Source organism: Clostridium sp., from assembly GCF_050717535.1.
In the GTDB taxonomy this organism is placed as follows: Bacteria; Bacillota; Clostridia; order Clostridiales; family Clostridiaceae; genus Clostridium_AD.
The window spans coordinates 62,933-78,608 of record NZ_JBOITM010000081.1; the positions used below are offsets into that span (position 1 = coordinate 62,933).

Genomic DNA, 15,676 nt, shown 5'->3' on the forward strand with positions numbered 1-15,676 from the left:
GAATTAATCACCACCAAATTTATAACCAATTCTAGTTACGGTTAATATATATTTTGGATTCCTACTATCCTCTTCTATCTTTTTACGTATATTCTTAATATGAACATCAATGGTTCTATCAAAACCTTGAAAATCTATTCCCATAATCCTCTCAATTAGTTGCTCTCTTGTAAATACTTTCCCCCTATTAGATGATAATATATGCAATAAATCAAATTCATTTGGTGTAAGCGATATCTCTATGCCGTGCACCTTAACCATTCTTTTCTCATAATTAATTTCTAAATCCCCACTATTATAAATTGTTGATTCACTCTTATTTATATTAATCCTTCTAAATAAAGCATTTACTCTTGCGGTTAGTTCTCGTGGACTAAAAGGCTTAACTAGATACTCATCTGCCCCAAGATTTAACCCTTCTATTCTATCTTCTAAGGTACTCTTTGCTGTAAGCATAAATATATGCACGTCGGATATTTTTCTTAATATACTACACACCTCTTCACCAGATATATCTGGTAACATTAGGTCTAATATAACTAAACTAAAGTTAATTTTATCGAAAAGTTTTATGCCCTCTAGTCCCTTTGTAGTGCAATAAACTCTATAACCTTCTTTTTCAAGATACGCCTTTTGTATTTCTGAGACCTTTTCTTCGTCTTCAATAATTAATATATTATCCAAACCTGCACCCCTTATAAAATTTATTACATAACATATTTGAATTGTCCTCATTATTATGGTTCCCTAATATTTGTAACAATATATAAGAATATGTTATTTAAGGAATTAACAATGTAAAAGTAAAATTTCTCTAAAAAAAGCAATGTAAAAATCCTCCCATTTCTATGCTAGCTTCACTCCTCATAATATAATTGTATCTACAAAAAAACGTCTTCAAAATGCTCTAAGTGTAGCATTAGTCCTATAACCATATTGAATAAAAAAGTATTAGTAGACAGGGATGAAAACTATTTATATAATACGATAATAAAGAATATATATTGTGCAAAGTTCATTAAAAAAAACTTTAAAACTGTACTTTACACAATATATGTATTTTTTATTTTACTCTTCTGGCAGTTACATAATCTGTTCTACCTACTGGTGAAATTTTAATAACATCTCCTGTATGAGGAGCATGTATATAATTATTATCCCCAATATACATCCCCATATGATGCGGATTAGCAAAGGTTCCAAAGAATACTAAATCTCCTGGCTGAAGGTTGTCTCTGGATACTTGTACACCATCATTTATCTGATCAAAGGTAGTTCTTCCTATTGATATTCCAAAATGTGCGTATACGTATTGTGTAAATCCTGAACAATCAAAGCCTGAAGGTGTTGTACCTCCCCATAAATATGGTGTGCCAAGAAAATTAGAAGCGTAAGCTATTACAGCATTATCTGATATAGTAGCTGACCCTCTTGAAGGTGTATATTCAGGTGCTGAATTTCTTATTTTATTTATTTTTATTATGATTTTACTTGCTAAGACTTCTGGCTCACTTATTTGTGCTCCAAGAATATTTGACTTACTATTTTTTAGTTCTATTATCAATTTATTATGTAACTCTTTAGAGGCAATTTCTTTGCTCTTTAGCTGCGCTATCAATTTATTTTGTGATTTTTTAGTAACGTTTATCTTATCGAGCTTCTGCTTATTTTCTGCTTGCAAATTCAGCAATATTTTCTTTGTATTATTTAAAATTTGTTGCTTTTCATTTAATTCTTTTTGAGCGACTTTAAACTTCTCCACTACTTTTTTATCAAATTCAATAATGGTTTTTATGTTTTCTACTCTGCTTACAAAATCTCCAAAGCTCTCTGACTCAAGTATCACACTCATATACCCATCAAATACATTTATGTACAAGATCCTCATTCTACTATTAAATAATAATAGTTCCTTTTGGTTATCCTTTTCAACCTGTTTAGCCTTCGCAGCGGCATTTTCAATCGCCTTTTTAGTTTGAAGTATTTTCACGTTATTTTCTTCTGTCTTGGTCATGATTTCTTCAATTTGATTATCAAACTCCTCTAGTTTAGTTTCAATTGCTCCCCTCTCATCTTGAATTTTAGTTAATGAATCCATCTGCTGTTGTAACTTCTCATTTGTTGGAATCGCAAGTGTTGTTACATTTGAAGTGAAAATCAAGGTAATTATAACTGCGATACTTCTCAGGGCATTCTTCATTATTATATCTCCTTCACTCTTTTAAGTTTTATAATGTACAGAGTGAATTTATCATAAACTTATAAAGTTCTTATGAAGATTGTCCACCTTTACTTAATGTACGCTTTTAAATATTATAGAAGACTTGTACCCTTCTTCATATTTTCCCCACAATTGAAGTCTATAATATAATTATATTAATATAGTAAATATTTTATACAAGGAGGCTATTTATATGTTTTGCAGATTTTTAGGATCAGGTTATGGACAATTTGGAGAATATGGTGGAGGGGGAATGTTTCTAATGATGGGCTTTGGATTTTTAATATTTCTAACATTAATTTATCTAGCTTTTAAGCTAATAAAAAGTAATTCGCATTTTTCATTGACAAATCATTCACTTCCAAATGATTCACTATCAAATAACTCAGCATTAAATATATTAAATGAGAGATATGCTAAAGGCGAAATTGATGAGGAAGAGTATACTAAAAAGAAAATGATTCTAAATCAGAGGAACTAGGGTATTAACCCTAGTTTTTTTCTAATACTATATTGGGTTAAATTTATCACTAGAGTATACTATAAATAATACATTAAAATACAGGAGTGAAAAAAATGAATGATAAAATCAAAATTTTAGTAGTTGATGATGAACAGAAGGTTTTAAATGTAATAAAAGCTTATTTAATAAAAGAAGGCTTCGAGGTTTTAACCGCATCTGATGGCGAGGCAGCCTTAAATATATTTAAAAACCAACAAATTCATTTAATTATATTGGATTTAATGTTGCCTAAAATCTCTGGTGAGAAAGTGTGTAACAAAATTAGAGCTACCTCCTCAGTACCAATTATTATGCTTACAGCAAAAACTGATGAAGATAACAAAATAGATGGGCTTGCTATTGGAGCAGATGATTATATAACAAAGCCTTTCAGTAATAGAGAACTTATTGGTAGAGTTAAAGCAATTATTAGAAGAACTTATAGAGATACTAACCCACTTGCCCAGATACTGATTATCAATAATGGCGATCTTGAAATAAATATTGAAAAAATGATTGTTAAAAAACAAGGTAACCCTGTTTCTTTGACTTCTAATGAGTTTACAATTTTGATTGTGCTTTTATCTAACCCTGGACATATCTTCTCAAGAGAACAATTAGTAACCAAAGCTTTTGGAATAGATTATGATGGTTTTGATAGAACTATTGATACTCATATTAAGAATATTAGACATAAAATAGAGGATGATCCTAAAAACCCACGATATATTCTTTCAGTGTATGGAATGGGATATAAATTCAATGGTTAATTGTTTATGCATCTTAACTCTAATGAAAATATGAGGTGAATTGAAATGAAATTAGCAAAAAAATTATCTTTGGGTTTTCTTCTTACCGCAATTGTATCTATACTCATTGCAGTGTTAATTTCAAATTATATGATTGGTAAAAAATTTAACAATTATTTAATTGATGAACATAAAAACAAAGTAAACAAAATTGCAACTACAATAGATGGCTTATACAACGAGAAATCAGGCTTTTCTTCTAGTAATAAAGATGAAATACTAAGATATGCTAATGCAGAAGAATTGTATATAGAAGTGAAAAATATAAACGGAGTGGTACTTTTTACCTCAGGTAATTCAAACCTACAAAACAAAACAATGATGGGTTCAATGATGAATTCAATGATGAATAATTTTTCTGAAATAAAACCAGGACAATACACTGAAGATAACTATCCATTAAGTAAAAATAATAAAAAAATTGGAACTATAGTCTTTGGATATTACGGCACGTCTTTTTTAAATACAGGGGCACTAACTTTCAAAACGACCTTGAATCACTCGTTTTTTCTTTCTGGCTTTATAGCTTTGATTTTCGGGTTAATAGTAAGCATCCTACTTTCAAAGCAAATATCCTCACCCTTAACAAAAATCACTGATACTGCTAATAAAATTAGAAATGGAGATTTAGAAGCTAGATCTCATGTCGCATCCCGAACCAAAGAAATAAATGATTTAGAAGCTTCAATTAACTATCTTGCACAAACCCTACAAAAGCAAGAGCTTCTTCGGAAAAGATTGACGTCAGACATGGCTCATGAGCTCCGGACACCTCTTACCAATTTAAAATCACACATAGAAGCATTACTAGATAGGGTTTGGGAACCTACTGAGAAAATACTTACAAGCTTTTATGAAGAAATAGAACGGTTAATAAAATTAGTTGAAGGACTTAACAATATAGCTAAATTAGAACAAACAAATCTAAATTTAAATAAATCTAGATTTAACTTATCATTGGAACTTAAAAAAATAATAACCTCTTTTGAACCTCAGTATAATAGTTCAGAGCTAAAGCTCTATTCAAGTTTGATTCCAAATGTGGTTGTATTAATGGATAAAGACAAATTAAAGCAAGTTATGTATAATTTACTTTCAAATTCACTTAAATATTCAAAGATGAATGGAGAAATTAAACTAACTCTAAAGTCTAAAGATGATAACATTATTGTAGAATTAAAGGACAACGGAATCGGAATCTCCGAAAAAGACTTGCCCTTTATATTTGAAAGATTTTACAGAAGTGATGAGTCTCGTGATAAAAATACCGGTGGTACTGGCATAGGTTTAACTATTGTAAAAGCTATTGTTGAAGCTCATAATGGTAAAATTAATGTAAAGAGTACGTTAGGTGAAGGAAGTACTTTTGTACTTCTGTTTCCTAAATCAATATTAAAGCCAGATAAATAACTTATCTGGCTTTAAATCATCCCTTACTTCTTTATGCACTATAGGTTTAATATTCTCAGATACCTCTATTAAGCCTAATGTAGTGCTATTTATAATGATTCCATAGACACCGAATTTATCAAAAGTTAGCGAAACCTGGTTAATTCCTTTTTTGACTGCAAAGGTCACAATAGGTTTAGAATCAAAAATATGTAGATAAAATTAATTATTCAAAATATCACAATTTACAAGTATTCTATTTTTTCAATTCCTTATGCCAAATAAAAAACATGATAAATGTGTAAACATATTGAACAACGAATTGTATGATTTCTGGCTTTGAGTACCATCCGAATAAAACGTAAAGAGGAAGCCCTATAATACCTTCTTTATGGTAGAATATAGTTTTTGAAAGGTCGAAAGCCTTAATAAAAATAGGACTTGTACTTGCAAGTATATTTAAAGAATTTAGTGCAGACAATCCTTCGTGAATGCCATAGCCTAGTAAAAAACCAGCTTGTAAAATCAAATATACTAAAGTTATATTAAATAATATTTTTAAATTTATTTTCACTAAAGAAAAATAAATCAATATTGCAAAAATTAATGCTGCAAAAACCCCTGAAAATATTGATAATAAAGTATATTTACCTGCAAAAATAAATATTGCAATTTCAGCACCTTCACGAGCAACCATAATAAATGTAATACTAAAAATTCCTAAAGCTGAAAGATTAGTTTTAACTTGTTTTTGAACTTCTGCAATCATGTTTCTTCCATGTTTTATCATCCAATAAATAAAAGTAGTTATCAATATTAGTGCTAAAATACTAGCCGAACTTTCCCACACCTTAGATAATTCCTCCATTTTACCAATAGATTTAGATATATAGAATAAAATTGCACCAATTCCTATTGAAGCTAAAATTCCTACTAAAGCTCCTAAAAAGGCATTCTTTCTGAAAGTAATATTGCCACTTTTTTTCAAATATTGAAGTATAATTACTACAATTAAGAAAGCTTCAAGGCCTTCTCTAAAACCCATAATTAGTCCTTGTAAAAAATTTTCCATTAATATAACACTCCTCTAAAAATGATATTGAAAGTCATTTTCAATTAAGTATAATGTGTATTTATACTTATGTCAATGTATAAAATAATTATTTTGGTATTTTTCTTAATATTGTTTATTGGTCCTTCATGATTTAGCTTACTAAGGATTTTCTAAAACAAGAGTTATAATATTCTTATTCTTATTTATTTCTACATACCATCTTCATATAAATGTTATATTATAATAACATGTAGGCTTATAGTAGACATACTATGTAGCTGTTTTTAATAACATCATATATTAAATGAGGATTGATCAATACCATACTAAAAAAGTAAGAATATTACTAGGAGGAAATAAATGAAAAAGTTAACTATATTAATTAGTTCTTTATTAATAACATCGGTAATCTTTGTAGGCTGTAGCATAAATAGTAATAATACCAAACCAACCGATTTATTATCAAAAATAAAGAGTGAAGGGAAAATACAAATTGGTACTGAGGGAACTTATGCGCCATATACTTTTCATGATAATACGGGGAAATTAACTGGATTTGATGTTGAAATTGCAGAGGAAATAGCTAAGCGTCTTGATGTAAAACCAGTATTTATAGAAACTAAGTGGGATGGAATGTTCGCAGGACTTGATGCCAAGAGATTTGACATGATAGTAAATCAAGTTGGTATTAAGGCGGATAGACAAGAAAAATATGATTTTTCAGATCCCTATATAGTCTCAAAAGCAGTACTCATAGTAAATACAGCAGATACTACTATTAAAAAGTTTGCGGATTTAAAAAGCAAGAAATCTGCTCAATCATTAACTAGCAATTTAGCTAAAATTGCAGAAGATAATGGTGCCATACTTCAACCAGTTGAAAGCTTTAATCAAGCAATTGACCTTTTAACGTCTAAGAGAGTAAACGCCACAATTAATGATAATTTATCTTACTTTGATCTTAAAAAGCAAAAGCCAGACCTTGCTATAAAGATTGTAGATAAGAAAGAAAATGCACAGCCAAATGCAGCGATTTTTAATAAGGGAAATAAAAAATTAGTAGAGGCAGTTAATAAAGCAATAAAGGACATGAAAGCAGATAGTACTTATTCTAAGATTTCTAATAAGTGGTTTGCTGCAGATGTATCAAAATAATAAGGTGAAGATATGAATTTTGATGCACAAACACTAAGAATATTCGAAATAGTTAAAGATTCTTTCTTTCCTTTATTAATAGCAGGTATGAAGGTTACTTTTCCACTAGCAGTGGGTTCTTTTATACTTGGCTCAATTTTGGCTATGTTAACGGCTCTGGCTCGTATTTCAAAATACAAATCATTAGTTTTAATATCAAAATTTTATGTTTGGATAATAAGAGGTACCCCACTCCTCATACAGCTCTTTATAATATTCTACGGATTGCCAAAGACCGGTATAATAATTGGAGCATTACCAGCAGCAATAATAGGCTTTACTTTAAACGTTGGAGCTTATAACTCGGAAGTAATTAGGGCAGCAATTCTATCAATTCCTAAGGGGCAATGGGAGGCAGCATCATCTATTGGTATGACTCATACTCAAGCGTTAATACGTGTAATATTGCCACAGGCAGCTAGAGTATCAGTTCCGCCTCTTTCGAATTCCTTTATAAGTCTTGTTAAAGATACATCACTAGCAGCGGCAATTACATTAACTGAAATGTTTCAGATTGCTCAAAGAATAAATGCTGCAACATATGAGCCACTAGTATTATACATTGAAGTAGCCTTTATATATCTGTTGTTTTGTACTATATTATCTACACTTCAACAGAGGGTAGAGAAAAAACTTGAAAGATATGTGGGTAGATAATTGGAGGAAATGCATGATTAATATACAAAACTTACACAAAAGCTTTTGTGATAATGAGATTTTAAAAGGTATAGATTTGCGAGTTGCAAAGGGTGAGACAACTATTATAATAGGACCGTCGGGTTCAGGTAAAACCACTCTTCTTAGGTGTATTAATTTATTAGAAATGCCTAATTGTGGAACAATCACCATTGGAAACAGTAAACTTACTTTTGGTGAAAACAAACGTCCTAATGAAAAGGAAATACTGACATTACGCAAGAATACAGGAATGGTATTTCAAGGGTTTCATTTGTTTCCTCATATGACAGTAGTGGAAAACATTATGGAAGGACCTATTACTGTACTTAAGCAACCTAAAAAGGTAGCCCATGATAAGGCGCTAATGCTTTTAGATAAGGTTGGCCTTACTGAAAAATGTAATAGCTATCCTCATGAGCTTTCGGGTGGACAACAACAAAGAGTTGCTATTGCACGTGCAATGGCTATAGAGCCACTAGTATTGTTGTTTGATGAGCCAACATCTGCACTAGATCCAGAGCTTGAAACAGAGGTACTTAAAGTTATGAAGGAACTATCTGTTGAGGGAATGACAATGGTAGTTGTTACTCATAATATGAGTTTTGCAAGAGAAGTAGCAGACAATATAATATTTATAGACAACGGAATAATTGCATACAAGGGAACTCCTGAGAAATTATTCAGTAACACAGCTAGCATGCGATTAAAACAATTTTTAAATCTAGTAACAGATTAAATAATAGATTATTTGAGGAGAAAAACAAATGAAATCTGAGTCATTTAATTGTTTTTCTCTATACATTTATTCTACTACTCAATTGTGTAGTAATTATGAGGCTAATATATATCCTAATTAATACTTTTAATAATCTTATAATAAATAAAATGCCTAAGCATTATATTTATTATAACACCTGGCATTTTCATATTTTAATTTTATGCTATTTCTATTTTTTATTTTTTATGGGATTATTATTTTTATTATCATTTAGTCCACAGCAATCTAGCTTTTTATCACCAAAAGATTCTTCATTTGCTTTTTCCATACGTTTTATAAAATTATCATACCATTTCTTTAATTTCTTCAATTTTATACCTCCAATGATTTTATTTCACAATTATTATATATATTTATGTTTAATATTAATATTATTTATAAGTTTAGTATAACATTTTCATATGAAGATAATATGAATATCAGAAATTCAAATTATATTTCTTTAATCGTTCTTAATCCAAGTATGCCCTTTTGCTTAAAGCTATTGCGCCATCTTCTACCTACTCCAATATAGCAATCCCCTCCAAGGTCTTTTAGGTCCTCGCTAACATGATTTGAACAATGTCCACAGCTCATACCTTCGATGTATATTTTCTTCTTCATTTTTATTTTCCCTTTCAAAATTTATTTTTTCTTATAAATAGAAATTTTATCTTAATGGCTTAAAGCCCTTTAAGCGTAATGCGTTTGTTAAAACTGAAACTGAACTAAAACTCATTGCCAATGCTGCAATAATAGGATTTAGAAGTGGGCCACCAAATAAATGTAGCACTCCCATTGCCACTGGTATTCCTAATATATTGTAACCAAAAGCCCAAAATAAGTTTTGCTTTATATTAGTTATAGTTTTCTTACTTAGTTGCAGTGCTGTAGGCACATCCATTAAATCACTTCTCATAAGTACTATATCTGCAGATTCCATCGCTACGTCTGTACCTGATCCTATAGCTATGCCAATATCTGCCTGAGCTAGTGCTGGTGCATCATTGATTCCATCCCCAACCATAGCAACTTTTTTACCTTCAGCTTGAAGCTTCTTAACTTCATTTGCTTTATCCTCTGGCAGAACTTCTGCCAGTACTATATCAATACCAACTTGAGCCGCAATAGCTGCTGCAGTCCTCTTGTTATCACCAGTTATCATTGCAACTTCTATTCCCATGGTATGGAGTCTTTCTATTGCCTTTTTACTATTTTCTTTAACGGTATCAGCAACTGCAATGATTCCACTTAACTTATTCTCTATAGCGATATACATAGGAGTTTTGCCTTCCTCAGCAAGTTTGTTTGAAACCTCCTCTAATTTTTCTAAGGGAATTTTACGGTCGCACATAAGTTTTCTATTCCCTAATACTATTTTATTACCATCTATACTAACTTCTATTCCATAACCAGGTATAGCTTTAAAACTTTCTACTTTCTTAAATTCTAAGGATTTCTCTTCTGCTCCCTTAACTATAGCCTCACCTAATGGATGTTCAGATCCTTTTTCAGCTGATGCAGCTATTACGAGCAAATAATTCTGGGAAGTACCCTCTACCGTAACTATATCAGTTAACTTTGGTTTCCCTTCAGTAAGTGTTCCAGTTTTATCAAATACTATGGTTTGAATTTTGTGTGCTGTTTCCAGCGCTACACCGCTTTTTATAAGTACCCCATACTCTGCACCTTTACCGGTTCCAACCATTATCGCTGTAGGTGTTGCCAGACCAAGAGCACAAGGACACGCTATTACAAGCACTGAAATGAATATTGTTAATGAAAATACTACGGATTGGCCAGTTAATAGCCAAGCTATTGATGAAACTAAGGCAAGCCCTATAACCACAGGTACAAAATAACTTGAAATAACGTCTGCCATATTTGCTATAGGAGCTTTTGATCCTTGCGCATTTTCAACTAATGTTATTATTTGTGCAAGAGCTGTATCCTTACCAACTTTAGTTGCTTTAAATTTAATAGAACCATTTTTATTTATACTTGCACCAATTATTTTATGACCAATACTTTTTTCTACTGGCATACTCTCACCAGTAAGCATTGATTCATCAACAGATGTAGTTCCTTCTACTACTTCTCCATCTACAGGCATTTTTTCACCTGGTTTAACTACTACTATATCCCCAACTTCTACTTCATCAATTGAAATCTCAACTTCTTTATCCTCTCTTATTATAATTGCGGTTTTAGGTACAAGTCCCATGAGTTTTTTAATTGCCTCAGAAGTTTTTCCTTTAGTTACCGTTTCTAAATACTTTCCAAGAGTTACTAGGGTTAAAATTATACCTGCAGATTCAAAATACATCTCATAACCAGTATTGCCAATCAATGTTTCATATACAGCAAATATACTATATAAAAATGCAGCAGATGCTCCCATTGATATCAATGAATCCATATTGGGACTTAATCTAAATAGTGATTTAAATCCAACTATAAAATATTTTCTACCTGTATACATTATTGGTATAACAAGCGCTAATTGTATAAGAGCATAAACTTTAGTATGCATCATTGGATTAATAATTTCTGGCAACATAATATTAAGTTTTATAGCAATCATTGGTACCATAGCAACTAATAACAATGGAACTCCAAAAATTGCAGAAATCAAAAATCTATTCCATATAGCCTTTATTTCTTTTTCCTTTTTTTCTTTATCCATATCTACGTTGCTCTCGTCCTCTACAGCCTTATATCCAGCTTTTTCAATTGCCTTCTTTATATCTGCTGTTCTTACTAATGATGGTTCAAAAGAAATAGTTAGTTTTTCAGTTGCAAAGTTAACATTTGCTTCTATTACCCCTGGTAATTTCTTAGAAATTCTTTCTATATTCTTTGCACAAGCAGCACATGTCATGCCCTCAAGCTTTAGTGTTTTATTAGTTGTTTGGACCGCTATTTTATACCCGGCTTTTTCAACTACACTTTGTATATCTTCTAATTTTATCAATGCATCATCATAATTTATGTTTAATTTTTCTGTAGCAAAATTTACACTTGCCTCTTGGACGCCAGGCAATTTATTTGAAACTCTTTCTATAGTTTTTGCACAGGCCGCACAGGTCATCCCTTCAATTTTAAGTGCTTTATTTATCATATTACATCCTCCTTATACTATTTATTACCAATTAGTTTAGCAAGTAGATCAATTATTTCATCAACTTTATCCTCACCTGTATTGTTCAAAAATGCGTCTTTTACGCAATGATTAAGATGCTGTTTTAAAATTAACATATTCGCTTTTTTAAGTAGAGATTGTACCGCAATTATTTGATTTGAAACATCTATGCAATACCTACCTTGATCCATCATCTTTATTATCCCCTCAATTTGTCCTTTTGATGTCTTAAGTGATTGAATTGCTAGCTCTTGCTCCTTATTCACTTGAATTTCTCCTTCCTATATTCTCTCAAAGAGAGCTATTTCGTTCTATTTAATACCCATCCCTATAGGGGGGTGCATACATTTTAAAAAAATATTTATTATTAATATCTCTTCTTTAATTACATATTACCATATATTTGTGTAGATTTTATGAAGAACTTCAATTTTATAAATTTATCCCTAAATCATATAAAAAATTATAAGAGAAAAAGTTATGAGAAGGACTAAATATATACCCTTTAAATATGTTGGCGTCATAATTTCGTCATGGCTTTTAATTTCATACTTTCCATTCCTTTTTAGACCATCAGACTATTTATTTCAATTAGTTGTTAATAGTCCCAATTTATTCATCATACGTTAGTTCATTTTAGATACTTATCCCTTACTTCTTTAAGCACTATAGGTTTAATATTCTCAGATACCTCTATTAAGCCTAGTGTAGTGCTATTCTTAATGATTCCATAGACACCGGTTTTATCAAAGGTTATCGAACCCTGGTTAATTCCTTTTTTGCCATCAAAGGTCGCAATAGGTTTAGAGTCAGGGTCAATTATTGAGTATGATCCTGAGGCATTATCAAACTTTGTTAAGTCAAAAGATAAATTAGATTTAAGACCACTTTGCATTACAGAAATAATAGGAGAAAGTTCATAACCAATTCCACTTATATCTAAGCTTTTAGTTTTATTTCTTACCTTGGCTTTTTTAACTAAGATTTCAATGGGGGTTTTAGTTATATCACTGCCATATATACTAGGGGTGACGGGAGTAGCAGTACTAGTTTTATTGGAATCACTAGTAGCATCACCACTTGAATCATCTATTGCATTAACATCATCTACTACTTTAATTACTCCACCTATCATACCCATCCAGCAACTATAGTTTATATCTTTATCACCTGGGGTGAAATTTATAATGTTTTCACCAGATTCTAATTTTTTTTCTATATCCATAGAAGGAACAACAATAGAATTATTACATGATGTTAGCTGTTCTCCATTTATTACCCACTTAACAGGAACATTCTTTTGTACATATAACACACTAGGTGTGTAGCCACTAGCATTGGCAGTCATATTAATTACCTGAGCTCCGTTTTCAATAGTAGCTTTTGAAGTATTCCCAGGAGAATTAGGCTGCTTAGCAGAGTTATTTTGCTGATGAGCAGTTCGCATTAAAGCCATAGGGGATATATTAATACCAGCAAGAGCTAGTCCTCTATTACCCATAATAAGTCCAAGAACAACTATTAGAATGCCTCCAAATTTTACAAGTTGCTTAGTATTATCTTTACTTAACAGACCAGATATAGCTCCAAATCCAAGCATTAGGGGTACTGTACCAATCGCAAATATAAACATTGAAGTAGCACCAAGCATTGCACTACCTGTGCCAAGAGCATATAATTGCATAGTTTGAAGTGGTCCACAAGGCATAATTCCATTCAAAATGCCTACGACAAAAGGAGTTTTTCCACTTCTTTTAAGATTACAGAAAGACCAAGGTAATTTTATGTTGAATCTTCTAAAAAGACTGTATCCAGACATATTTAATCCCATAATAATCATAAAAATCCCAGCTAAAACCTGAAGACCAGCCTTAAATGGTAACGTAAGAGAAAAAACAGAACCTAGAGCTCCAACAATTCCACCAAGAATAGTGTAGGATATCACTCTGCCTAAATTATAAAATATAGCGGGTTTTAGAGATTGAAAATTGCTTTTATTTTCTGCTCGTATACTTTGTGATAACATTATGCCGCCACACATACCTACGCAGTGCAGAGAAGTGAAAACACCCGCTATAAATAGAACTAAATAAGATGCGTTTTCTAGCTTAGATTCCATGTCAAAGCTATTGCCAGCCTTACTTAAAAGAATAATTGCAAGAACTATTATTAGCATACCAACAAGTTTGTAATTGCCAGAATTTTCTGTACTATAGCCGATTTTAGAGATTTTTTCTTTAATTTGTACTATATTACACATTTCATCATCATATTCTAATAATACACTTTCACTTTTGTAATCAGCTAATACCTTAGTAACACCACTGATACTCATCAGTGACTTTTCTATTCTAGCTTCACAGGTGGTGCATGTCATGTTGTAAACTTTAATTTTCTGTTTTTTACTGCTCATAGGTCACCTCTTTATCTATTATATTATCTAATTAAAATTATACAAAGAAGATGTGTAGATATTATAAAGATATATTTAGAAACGAGTATTCTATTTTTTCAATTCCTTATGCCAAATAAAAAACATGATAAACGTATAAACATATTGAACAACGAATTGTATGATTTCTGGCTTTGAGTACCAACCGAATAAAACGTAAATAAGAAGCCCTATAATACCTTCTTTATGGTAGAATATAGTTTTTGAAAGGTCAAAATTCTTAATAAATATAGGCCTTGTACTTGCAAGTATATTTAGAAAATTTAGTGCAGACAATCCTTCATGAATTCCATAACCTAGTAAAAACCCAGCTTGTAAAATCAAATATACTAAAGTTATATTAAATAATATTTTTAAATTTATTTTCACTAAAGAAAAATAAATCAATATTGCAAAAATTAATGCTGCAAAAACCCCTAAAAATATTGATAATAAAGTATATTTACCTGCAAAAAGAAATATTGCAATTTCAGCACCTTCACGAGTAACCATAATAAATGTAATACCAAAAATGCCCAAAGCTGAAAGGTTAGTTTTAACTTGTTTTTGAACTTCTGCAATCATGTTTCTTCCATGTTTTATCATCCAATAAATAAAAGTAGTTATCAATATTAGTGCTAAAATACTAGCCGAACTTTCCCACGCCTTAGATAATTCCTCCATTTTACCAATAGATTTAGATATATAAAATAAAATTGCACCAATTCCTATTGAAGCTAAAATTCCTACTAAAGCTCCTTTAAAAACATGATATTGAAAGTCATTTTCAATTAAGTATTAATACTATAATTTTAAGATAATTTTTGATACAGTTTTGATGCCCTTTTATTAAAAGTCACTTAAAACCAAAACAAGTCTCTAAAACGAACGTTTTTGAGACTTGTTTTGGGACCCCTAATTGATTTAACTCGCTTAATATTTTATACTTTCTATTATTATAATTAATATTTTCTGTTCAATTATTGATTATACTTCATTGGATTCTTTTACAATTTCAAATAGCCTATTATTAAGATAAATTTTTTCCTTACCCATCATTTGCGATGATAAAAAAACTTCATTTTTCAATGCTATCAACCATAAAATATAATTTAATATATTCAAGTGGTCATGTTCTTATGTCTACTCCTTATGTCTACTCCTAAAAATGCTGAAAGCTGTAGGACTATTTATATATCTAGTGAATTATTGGATACATTAAAAAAACTCCATATAAGGCAAAATAAGAATAAATTAAAATATGGTTAGTATAGCATTAAAAATATTTTAGATGAAAATGAATATTTATAGTCATGTTAATAAATAGATGCAAAAAAATGCTACTGAAAAATTAAATAATGTTTTGGGTGGCAAATCGAGTAGGAGCTAAATAATTAATTTATTTAGCGACCTCTCACACCACCATGCATACCGTTCGGTACACGGCGGTTCAATAGAAATTAATGTTTTAATAAATATGTCTCAGATATAGAAACTAA

General features: G+C 30.6%; 15 protein-coding genes. 6 read left to right on the forward strand and 9 right to left on the reverse strand.

Translation table 11 applies throughout. The annotated features are described in order from the left end of the window. Window positions 1-3: 3 nt before the first annotated feature. Both ACREVU_RS16785 and ACREVU_RS16790 read right to left on the reverse strand, forming a co-directional pair. Window positions 4-684, reverse strand: a complete 681-nt coding sequence (locus ACREVU_RS16785; protein ID WP_431552753.1) for a response regulator transcription factor — start codon at window positions 682-684, stop codon at window positions 4-6. A 379-nt stretch (window positions 685-1,063) separates the two neighbouring features. Further along, the gene (locus tag ACREVU_RS16790) at window positions 1,064-2,200 is read right to left on the reverse strand and encodes a C40 family peptidase (RefSeq protein WP_431552754.1); all 1,137 of its coding nucleotides are present in this window, start codon (window positions 2,198-2,200) and stop codon (window positions 1,064-1,066) included. Window positions 2,201-2,414: 214 nt separating this feature from the next. Between ACREVU_RS16790 and ACREVU_RS16795 the strand changes: the two genes are divergently transcribed. The 3 genes from ACREVU_RS16795 to ACREVU_RS16805 all read left to right on the forward strand — a co-directional run bounded on the left by ACREVU_RS16795 (window position 2,415) and on the right by ACREVU_RS16805 (window position 4,942). Next, the gene (locus ACREVU_RS16795) at window positions 2,415-2,702 is read left to right on the forward strand and encodes an SHOCT domain-containing protein (protein WP_431552755.1); all 288 of its coding nucleotides are present in this window, start codon (window positions 2,415-2,417) and stop codon (window positions 2,700-2,702) included. Window positions 2,703-2,797: 95 nt separating this feature from the next. Further along, a complete protein-coding gene (locus ACREVU_RS16800) occupies window positions 2,798-3,493 on the forward strand; it encodes a response regulator transcription factor (protein ID WP_431552756.1) in 696 nt (231 codons plus the stop codon). A gap of 45 nt (window positions 3,494-3,538) precedes the next feature. Continuing rightward, entirely contained in the window at window positions 3,539-4,942 is a 1,404-nt protein-coding gene (locus tag ACREVU_RS16805; protein WP_431552757.1) for a sensor histidine kinase, read from the forward strand. A gap of 235 nt (window positions 4,943-5,177) precedes the next feature. Here ACREVU_RS16805 and ACREVU_RS16810 read toward each other — a convergent pair whose 3' ends face one another. Then, window positions 5,178-5,993, reverse strand: a complete 816-nt coding sequence (locus ACREVU_RS16810) for an FTR1 family iron permease (protein ID WP_431552758.1) — start codon at window positions 5,991-5,993, stop codon at window positions 5,178-5,180. Between the two features lie 342 nt (window positions 5,994-6,335). Here ACREVU_RS16810 and ACREVU_RS16815 point away from each other — a divergent pair, with 342 nt between their 5' ends. Genes ACREVU_RS16815 through ACREVU_RS16825 form a run of 3 tightly spaced genes read left to right on the forward strand, consistent with a single transcriptional unit; the run spans window position 6,336 to window position 8,583 of the window. Beyond that, window positions 6,336-7,130, forward strand: coding sequence for an amino acid ABC transporter substrate-binding protein (locus ACREVU_RS16815; protein ID WP_431552759.1), 795 nt, complete (start codon window positions 6,336-6,338; stop codon window positions 7,128-7,130). Between the two features lie 12 nt (window positions 7,131-7,142). Next, a complete protein-coding gene (locus tag ACREVU_RS16820) occupies window positions 7,143-7,826 on the forward strand; it encodes an amino acid ABC transporter permease (protein WP_431552760.1) in 684 nt (227 codons plus the stop codon). Between the two features lie 13 nt (window positions 7,827-7,839). Then, window positions 7,840-8,583, forward strand: coding sequence for an amino acid ABC transporter ATP-binding protein (locus ACREVU_RS16825; RefSeq protein ID WP_431552761.1), 744 nt, complete (start codon window positions 7,840-7,842; stop codon window positions 8,581-8,583). A gap of 211 nt (window positions 8,584-8,794) precedes the next feature. Here ACREVU_RS16825 and ACREVU_RS16830 read toward each other — a convergent pair whose 3' ends face one another. From ACREVU_RS16830 to ACREVU_RS16855, 6 genes are all read right to left on the reverse strand, one after another. Further along, the gene (locus tag ACREVU_RS16830; protein ID WP_431552762.1) at window positions 8,795-8,935 is read right to left on the reverse strand and encodes an LDCC motif putative metal-binding protein; all 141 of its coding nucleotides are present in this window, start codon (window positions 8,933-8,935) and stop codon (window positions 8,795-8,797) included. Between the two features lie 122 nt (window positions 8,936-9,057). Beyond that, a complete protein-coding gene (locus ACREVU_RS16835) occupies window positions 9,058-9,228 on the reverse strand; it encodes a heavy-metal-associated domain-containing protein (RefSeq protein ID WP_431552763.1) in 171 nt (56 codons plus the stop codon). Window positions 9,229-9,274: 46 nt separating this feature from the next. Next, window positions 9,275-11,725 carry a heavy metal translocating P-type ATPase gene (locus ACREVU_RS16840; RefSeq protein ID WP_431552764.1) on the reverse strand — a complete coding sequence of 817 codons (2,451 nt, stop codon included), beginning with the start codon at window positions 11,723-11,725 and terminating at the stop codon, window positions 9,275-9,277. 17 nt (window positions 11,726-11,742) lie between these two features. Beyond that, entirely contained in the window at window positions 11,743-12,012 is a 270-nt protein-coding gene (locus ACREVU_RS16845; RefSeq protein ID WP_431552765.1) for a metal-sensing transcriptional repressor, read from the reverse strand. A gap of 365 nt (window positions 12,013-12,377) precedes the next feature. Then, window positions 12,378-14,159 carry an urease accessory protein UreH domain-containing protein gene (locus ACREVU_RS16850; protein WP_431552766.1) on the reverse strand — a complete coding sequence of 594 codons (1,782 nt, stop codon included), beginning with the start codon at window positions 14,157-14,159 and terminating at the stop codon, window positions 12,378-12,380. 90 nt (window positions 14,160-14,249) lie between these two features. Beyond that, window positions 14,250-14,969: an FTR1 family protein gene (locus ACREVU_RS16855; protein WP_431552769.1), complete on the reverse strand. Its 720-nt coding sequence runs from the start codon at window positions 14,967-14,969 to the stop codon at window positions 14,250-14,252. Between the last annotated feature and the right edge of the window lie 707 nt (window positions 14,970-15,676).